At 66.7% G+C, this 7,306-nt stretch carries 5 protein-coding genes; 2 read left to right on the top strand and 3 right to left on the bottom strand.

The window, feature by feature from the left end:
- The first annotated feature begins 574 nt into the window (after window positions 1–574).
- Together IL992_RS47045 and IL992_RS47040 are read left to right on the top strand one after the other, a co-directional pair.
- Window positions 575–1,801, top strand: coding sequence for a DUF4158 domain-containing protein (locus IL992_RS47045; RefSeq protein ID WP_226874532.1), 1,227 nt, complete (start codon window positions 575–577; stop codon window positions 1,799–1,801).
- The gene (locus IL992_RS47040; RefSeq protein ID WP_226874531.1) at window positions 1,744–3,615 is read left to right on the top strand and encodes a Tn3 family transposase; all 1,872 of its coding nucleotides are present in this window, start codon (window positions 1,744–1,746) and stop codon (window positions 3,613–3,615) included. Before IL992_RS47045 ends, IL992_RS47040 begins: the two co-directional genes overlap by 58 nt.
- 340 nt (window positions 3,616–3,955) lie before the next feature.
- Here the strand turns inward: IL992_RS47040 and IL992_RS37855 are convergent, their stop codons facing one another.
- The 3 genes from IL992_RS37855 to IL992_RS37845 are packed head-to-tail and all read right to left on the bottom strand — an operon-like array spanning window position 3,956 to window position 7,240.
- A complete protein-coding gene (locus IL992_RS37855; RefSeq protein WP_193208120.1) occupies window positions 3,956–5,632 on the bottom strand; it encodes a CotH kinase family protein in 1,677 nt (558 codons plus the stop codon).
- Between the two features lie 6 nt (window positions 5,633–5,638).
- Window positions 5,639–6,316, bottom strand: a complete 678-nt coding sequence (locus IL992_RS37850; protein WP_193208119.1) for a DUF4956 domain-containing protein — start codon at window positions 6,314–6,316, stop codon at window positions 5,639–5,641.
- 6 nt (window positions 6,317–6,322) lie between these two features.
- Window positions 6,323–7,240, bottom strand: a complete 918-nt coding sequence (locus IL992_RS37845; protein ID WP_193208118.1) for a polyphosphate polymerase domain-containing protein — start codon at window positions 7,238–7,240, stop codon at window positions 6,323–6,325.
- Between the last annotated feature and the right edge of the window lie 66 nt (window positions 7,241–7,306).

The following is a 7,306-nucleotide window of genomic DNA, read 5'->3' as shown; positions in this document are numbered from 1 at the left end:
GCGACCTCGGCCGCGTTCCCGCAGCCGAGACCAGCAACGACCATCAGTAGCAACCACGACCAACATCAACGCCAGGGGGTCAACTTTCAGGCGTCGCTAGGGGGTCAAAATTCGAGCGTCGTTGACACCCTCGCCCAAGCAGTGCTTCACCACACCGTGCCCGCAGTACGACTGCGTGCCCGCGTCCTCGGTTCCCGGCTCGAGTCGCCGGCCTCCCTACCCCGGCTCACGCCCGGGCCGGTGGTGGCCTGATGAACCGAAGCGGCGACCAGCCTCTCAGCACCACTGGCAAACGGCGGACCGTTCAGAGAGCTCGCCTGTCACCCCTCCTGGTGACCCGGCACGGACCGTCGGACTGGTTGTCGACTTCCAGCTGTGAACCCGGGGGTGAGCAGCATACGAACGAAATGTCGCGTTAGACGGCCCTCAGGACTTAGGTAAGCGTGGATGACCGTTCCGGCGTGCTTGGCCTGCGGAATCACGCAGCTGGCGGGGGTCGCCTGAGCTGTTGGCGGATCACAATTCGATCTTGTGCCTGGTCCAGGTTGGTGGATGAGTCCTACTTTCTGGGCCCATGCCGGTTGAGTTCTTGAGCGATGAGGAGGCGGCCGCCTACGGCCGCTACGTAGGGGCACCGACGCGGGCCGAGCTGGAGAAGATGTTCTTCCTCGACGACGCGGACCGGAAGCTGATCGGGCGCCGCCGTGGCGATCAGCACCGGCTCGGGTTCGCCCTGCAACTGACCACGGCCCGGTTCGTGGGCCGGTTCCTGCCGGACCCGCTGGAGGTCCCGGCCGAGGTGATCGACTACCTGGCCGATCAGCTCGGCGTGGCGGACGTTTCGCAGGTCAAGCAGTACACCGAGCGGCGCCAGACGCAGTTCGACCACCAGGACGAGATCAAGAAGGCGTACGGGTTGCGGGAGTTCTCCGCGCTCGAGGCGGAGTTCACCGCGTGGGTGGATGCGCGGGCGTGGAACACCGGGGACGGCAAGAAGAGCATCTTCGTCGACGGGGTGAGCTGGCTGCGCACCAACAAGGTGCTGCTGCCGGGGGTGACCACGCTGACCCGGCTGATCGCCCGGGTGCGCGATGAGGCGACCGAGCGGCTGCACGACACGCTGTACGGAATCTTGTCGCCGCGGCAGCAGGCGATTTTGGCCCGGCTGCTGGAGGTGCCGGAAGGGGCGCGGGCTTCGGATCTGGAGCGCTGGCGCAAGGGCCCGTCGGTGCCCTCGGGCCGAAACATGGAGAAGGCGCTGGAGCGCGCCGGCGAGATCCTCAGCGTCGGCCTGGGCGCGATGGAGCTGCCGCCGGGGGTGCCGCACCGGCGGATGGTGGATCTGGCCCGGTACGGGATGACCGCCACGGCGACCACGCTGCGCCGGCACGGCCCCTCACGGCAGCTGGCCACGTTGCTGGCCACCGTCATCTACCTGGAGGGCAAGTCGGTCGACGACTGTCTGGATTTGCTCGATCTGCTGATGACGACCGAATTGATCGGCAAGGGCCGAGACCGCCACCGACAAGGAGCGTGCCCGCCAGCACCCCAAGCTTGCTCGGCACTCGGCCACGCTCGCTGTGGCGGTGGAGACGCTGCTGGAGGTCACCGAGTACGGCGAGGAGCTGCGGCTGGAGCAGGTGTGGGAGGCGATCGATGCGATGGTGCCGCGCCGGGAACTGAAGGAGGCGGTGGCCGCGGTGACCGGGATGGTGCCGCCGCCCGGCGCCGATGCCGATGCCGATGGGGGCGTTGCTGGCCGAGCGGATCGCGACCGTGTCGGGGTTCCTCAAGACGCTGACCACGGTGATTGAGTTCGGCGCGAACGCCGAAGCACAGCAGGTGCTGGCGGCGATGAAGATGTTGCCGCGGCTGCTGGACGGCCGCAAGAAGAAGGTGACCGAGGACGACATCGACGTCGCGCTGGTGAGCGGGTCGTGGAAGCGGCTGGTGTTTCGGGCCGGATCGTATGGCAGCACGGTGGACAAGAACGCCTACACCATGTGCGTGCTGACCCAGTTCCACCGTCACCTCAAGCGGCGCGACGTCTACGCCGAGGCCTCGGCGCGCTGGCGGGATCCGCGTGGCCAGCTGCTGGATGGCGCGGACTGGGCGGCGGCCAAGGGGCCTGCGCTGACGGACCTGCAGCTGCCGGAGCATCCGGAGACGCTGCTGGCCGAGCACGCGTTGGTGCTGCATCTGGCGTTGCGGGACGTGGTCGCCCGGCTCGGCACCGACGGCGTGGACGTCACCGTCGATGAGGAGGGGCGGCTGCACGTGGCCAGGCTGAAGGCCATGCCCGAACCGCCGTCCCTGGTGGATCTGCGAAAGCGGGTGGCCGGCATGCTGCCCCGGGTGGACCTGCCCGAGCTGCTGCTGGAGGTGATGGGCCGCGTCCCCGGATTCGAGGCGGCCTTCACCTCGGCCGCCGGTGGGGTGAGCAAGCTGAGCGACTTCGATGTCTCGGTGGCGGCCTGCCTGACCGCGACTGCGCTGAACATCGGCTACGCGCCGGTCATCAAGGCCGGCACTGCGGCACTGGAGCGCGACCGGCTCAGCCACGTGGCCCAGAACTACCTGTCGGCCGAGACGTTCTCCCTGGCCAACGCGCCGCTGATCGAGGAACAGGCGAAGATCGGTTTTGCCCGGCAGCTCGGCGGCGGCCTGGTCGCCGCGATCGACGGCATGCGGTTCGTGGTCCCGGTGCCGTCCATCTACACTCGGCCCAACCGGAAATTCTTCGGCGGAAAGAGGGGCCTGACCTGGCTCAACATGATCAATGACCAGGGGACCGGGCTGGGCGCGAAGGTGGTCACCGGCACCGCCCGGGACTCGCTGCACATGATCGATGTACTGTTCCGGCGCGACGGCGGGCAGCGGCCGGACATCATCGTGACCGACACCGGATCTTACAGCGACGTGGTCTTCGGACTGGTGCATCTGCTGGGCATGCAGTACCGGCCGGCGCTGGCCGACCTCCCCGATCAGAAGGGCTGGCGGATCCAGGACGCCGACTACGGGCCGCTGGCGCGCTTCGCCCGCGGCAAGATCGACCTGGCCAAGGTCAAACGGCACTGGGACGACATCCTGCGGGTGGTGGTGTCGATCTACACCGGCCGGATCCGCGCCTACGACGTGATGAGGATGCTGCAGCGCGACGGCAACCCCACCCCGCTGGGGGACGCGATCGCCGCCTATGGCCGCATTTTCAAGACGCTGCACATCCTCACCTACGCGGTGGAGGAGCCGTATCGGCGTGACATCAAGGGCATCCGCAACCTGCAGGAGTCCCGCCACGCCCTGGCCGGGAAGATCTTCCACGGCCGCAAGGGTGAGGTCTACCAGCGCTACTACAAGGGCATGGAGGACCAGCTCGGCGCCCTGGGCCTGGTGCTCAACTGCGTCACGCTGTGGAACACCTTCTACGTCGACAAGGCCCTGGCCCGGCTGCGGGCGGCGGGTCACCCGCTGGCTGAGGAGGATGTCGCCCGCTTGTCGCCGTTCGTCCGCCGGCACATCAATGTGATCGGCACCTACACTTTTGCGCTGGCCGACCTCGGTCCTGCGGGGGTCCGGGAACTGCGCGACCCGGCCGAACCCGACTGGGACGAGTGACGCCGGCGGTGATGGCCGCTTGGAGTCTCTCTGCGGAAGTCGGGCTGCGGGCAGTGCATGAGCAGGTGCTGCGCTGCTTCGTATAGATGGAGTGGCACCGGAGGTGGCCGAACTGATCTGCGTGGCATCACCTACAAGGGAAGCCTCACTCCGGTGCCGACTGGCGGTTCACTGGCGGAAACGGAGCATGCGCCGATAGGTGCTGATCAGCGTCCTCGAGGGTCACGTGAGCGGCGGACCGGCCGATGGTGAGAATGCGAGCTGGACGCGATCCGATTAGTTCACAGGCCGAGGGCGCGGGGCCGCATGCTGTCCCCGCGCCCTTGAGAAGCGCCGGTGATCAGGTTCCGTTGATCGCCTTGTCCGAGCCCAGGCTCTCGGTCCGCGTCTGCAGGAACGTCCGCAGTGTCTTCGCGTCGGTTTCGATCGCGGCCGTGTCGGCTCCATTGTTCAGTTTGTATGAGCTGACGAGGTTGTCGAGCAGTTTGGAGGCGCTGCCATCGGCCAGGAGTTTGTTGTACAGGTTTCTGTACTGCTCCTCGTAGACCTTTTTGAAGGTGGCGTTCTTGAGGAACTTCTCCTTCAGCGGGTGGCCCATGGTCATGCCACCCCTCGGCTGGCCGCCCTGGGGAAGCTGGCCGTTCTGCGGAGGCTGACCGGCCTGCGGAGGCTGACCGTTCTGTGCGGGTTGCCCGTTCTGGCGAGGGCGGCCACGGCCGAATCCCATGCTGATGCTGTCGTGGACGCCGGCCGTGGCATCGCCGTTGAAGGCGAGGTTGAGGTCCCACGTGATGACGGTGAACTTCTTGCTGCCCGAGTCGTACCAGAGGTAGTAGTTCTTTCCCGGCCCGGCCATGTCGTCGAAGTTGACCATCAGGTTCTGCAGGGCCAGATAGCGGGCGAACGACTCCACGTCCAGCCGGTCGGCGAGGCCGGCGGTGAACTCGGCGTCGGAAGCTTCGTTCACCCATTTGACCAGGTCGATGACGGGCTGAAGATCCTTGCCGCCGATCTTGTTGATCTGCTTGAAGTCGTTGACGTACTCGGTCTGGTCCTCGCCCTTGTAGACGAAGGATCCGGTGGCCAGCGACTTGTACAGGACGCCGTCGCCCAGGTCCTCGGCGTAGCCCTCGTCGAGGTACTCCACCAGCAGGCGCGGCGTGGAGGAACGGCCGTTCACGTTGAAGGAGCTGTACGTGGAGCGCTGCGTCGGCTCGCCGGCGGCGCCGACGACCGAGATGCCGAGCGCCTCGTTGAGCATCGTCGTCGAGCCCATCGCAGCGGGTCGCACAGCCAGTTGTGTGTGGCCCTGGTAGCGGCGGCCCTCGACGAACTCGTCGAAGCTGATCAGCCAGGGCAGCTTCTCGGGCTCCTCGGCCTTGAACTGGGCGCCGAACATCCCGCCGCCTGGCCGCCCGTTCGTTTCCGGCTGCCCGTTCGTGTTCGGCTGGCCGTTCGTGTTCGGCTGTCCGTTTGCCTGGGGCTGCTCACCGCCAGGCGGCTGGAAGCCCTCCGGCGGCTGGAAGCCTTCAGGAGGTTCGAAGCCCTCGGGAGGTTCGAAGCCCTCGGGAGGGCGTCCGCCGGGGAAGCCGCCCTGCCCGCTGCTGCGGGACTTACCGTTCCGGGTCAGGCCCATCAGCGTGGAGTTGCCTTTGAGCCGGACACCTACGCTGGGGATGCGCGTCCCGTCGATGGTCAGATCCGCTTCGACGTACTTCTTCTCGCCGCTGGCGTAGTACTCGGTCAGCATGTCCTGGTACGCCGCGTCGGTGAAGGTCAGTTTCACCTCGTGCGCGACCGTGGTGTCGAACAGGTCCTTGGTCCCGGTGAGGTTCGTCGTGACGGTGTCGGCGGAAGCGGTCTGGACCGTGGTCACGTACGGGCGGATCGTCCCGCTGCCGAACACGCCCCAGCACGCGGCCAGGAAGGCGGCGCACAGCGCGACGAGCTTCCAGTTGTGCCGGAGCTTGATCGGGATTCGGTGGCGTAGCCGTCGCCGGTTGGTGGGATGGGTCATAGCCGCCTACAGGTCGGTCTGGTCGTACCCGGTGAGCACGGTGACGGACTGGCCGTGGTTGCGCTCACGCAGAGCCGAGATGAGATCGGCGGGCTCACTGCCCTTCTTGATCCTCACGGTGTACATGAGCTCGGTGAGTGCGCCGCCGCGGATCGACTCCATGCTGACCAGTTCGAACTCGTCGGTGTGCCGCACCAGCACGTCCTGGATCGTGGCGGTGAAGTCCTCGTCGGCCGGCACCTGCACCTTGACCACCTGGCGGCGTACGTTGAGCGCGAACCAGTCGAACCGCTGCATGAGCATGACGATCAGCGAGATCGCCACCGCCGCGACGATCGCCAGCAGGTAGAAGCGGGTGCCGACGGCCATGCCGACGCCCATGACCAGGAAGATGAACCCGACGTCGCGGGTCTCCTTGATCGCGTTGCGGAACCGCACGACTGACAGCGCGCCGACCAGGGCGAACGCCCGCGCGATGTTCGAGCCGACGACCAGCATGATCAGCGAGATGAGCATGCCGAGGATGACGAGCGTCTGCACGTACGACTGGCTGTAGGAGACGTTGCGGTGCGTCGCCCGGTACACCCAGCCGATCATCGCGCTCAGCACGAACGACAGCGCCATCGCGATGGCGATGTCGGCCACGCTGAACGTGCCGGACAGATCCTGGAAGGAGAAGTCCATGAGGGGTCAGGCCTCCATGTGAGCCCTCGACCGCTCGCGGCCGAGAAGATGGTCGTGGTCGGGCATGTGATCGTTGTCGGGAATGTGGAAGACGGAGCGCGGCGCCAGCCCGTAGGCCTCGACGCTCTGGCAGTACTTGGAGACCCGCGCCACCTGCAGGTTCCGCTTGGCGGTCAGGTCGGTGAGCCAGTACGGGACCCGCTCGTTCGCCTTGACTTCCATGATCGCTTTGCGGGCGGGGACGATGAGCCGGTTGTCCGCGTCGGCGCCGAAGTGGAAGTCGCGGTCCCGGCCTCTGATGCGGCGGTCAAAGGTGACGCGCAGCCCCACGTCGGCATCCCGCCCCATGTAGGCATGGCGGGTGTAGCCGGTCATCGCGGTGGCGCGCAGCTCCAGCCGGGAGACCAGGTCGAGCACCTCTTCCAGGAAGGCCCGCTGGGACGGCTCGTGGTCGACCATCTGCCGCCCGTCGCACAGCCGCAGCGCGTCAGCGTACGGCAGGCGTACCCGGCGCTTCTGGGTGACCCGGTTGACGCGCTGCTTGATCTCGACGAACACCGGAGTGTCCGGCGCCGCCGCGAACCCGTCGCCGTAGTGGCGCACCCGCAGCTTCCTGCGGAACTTCAGACCCTCGATCTTCTCCCAGTAGAAGCGCAGCTGCCGGGTGTCGTAGTAGACGCTCCAGATGTTGTAGCCCTCGTCCGGGCAGTGCCGGTCGCGGTCGAGCCGGTTCTCCAACTCCTCGCGCAGTTCGTCGACCCGGTCCGCGTCGATCAGGTATTTGATCTCGTACCGGTTGAACGCGTGCAGTTTGCTCGGGGCGCGCAGCCGATGACCGGCATCGTCTTCCGGCAAGACGCTCGAAGCGGTGGATTGTCCGGTCTGACCTTGGAAGACGGCTCGCTTGCGGAATCTCTGCAGCATGTCCCTCCTTCGGTGTCAGAGCACATCTGACAGCACGAAGCTGGGAATAATGTGTGAATCGCCCCC

Origin of the sequence: Microbispora sitophila (genome assembly GCF_014892245.1) — a bacterium.
GTDB lineage: Bacteria > Actinomycetota > Actinomycetes > Streptosporangiales > Streptosporangiaceae > Microbispora > Microbispora siamensis.
The sequence above is the reverse complement of the archived record's forward strand: the minus strand, read 5'-3'. Positions and strand labels throughout refer to the sequence as shown.

Excerpts from the sequence above, each read along its gene's own strand:
- IL992_RS47045 (WP_226874532.1), top strand. The coding sequence starts at position 575 with ATGCCGGTTGAGTTCTTGAGCGATGAGGAGGCGGCCGCCTACGGCCGC.
- IL992_RS47040 (WP_226874531.1), top strand. The coding sequence starts at position 1,744 with ATGGGGGCGTTGCTGGCCGAGCGGATCGCGACCGTGTCGGGGTTCCTC.
- IL992_RS37855 (WP_193208120.1), bottom strand. The coding sequence starts at position 5,632 with ATGACCCATCCCACCAACCGGCGACGGCTACGCCACCGAATCCCGATC.
- IL992_RS37850 (WP_193208119.1), bottom strand. The coding sequence starts at position 6,316 with ATGGACTTCTCCTTCCAGGATCTGTCCGGCACGTTCAGCGTGGCCGAC.
- IL992_RS37845 (WP_193208118.1), bottom strand. The coding sequence starts at position 7,240 with ATGCTGCAGAGATTCCGCAAGCGAGCCGTCTTCCAAGGTCAGACCGGA.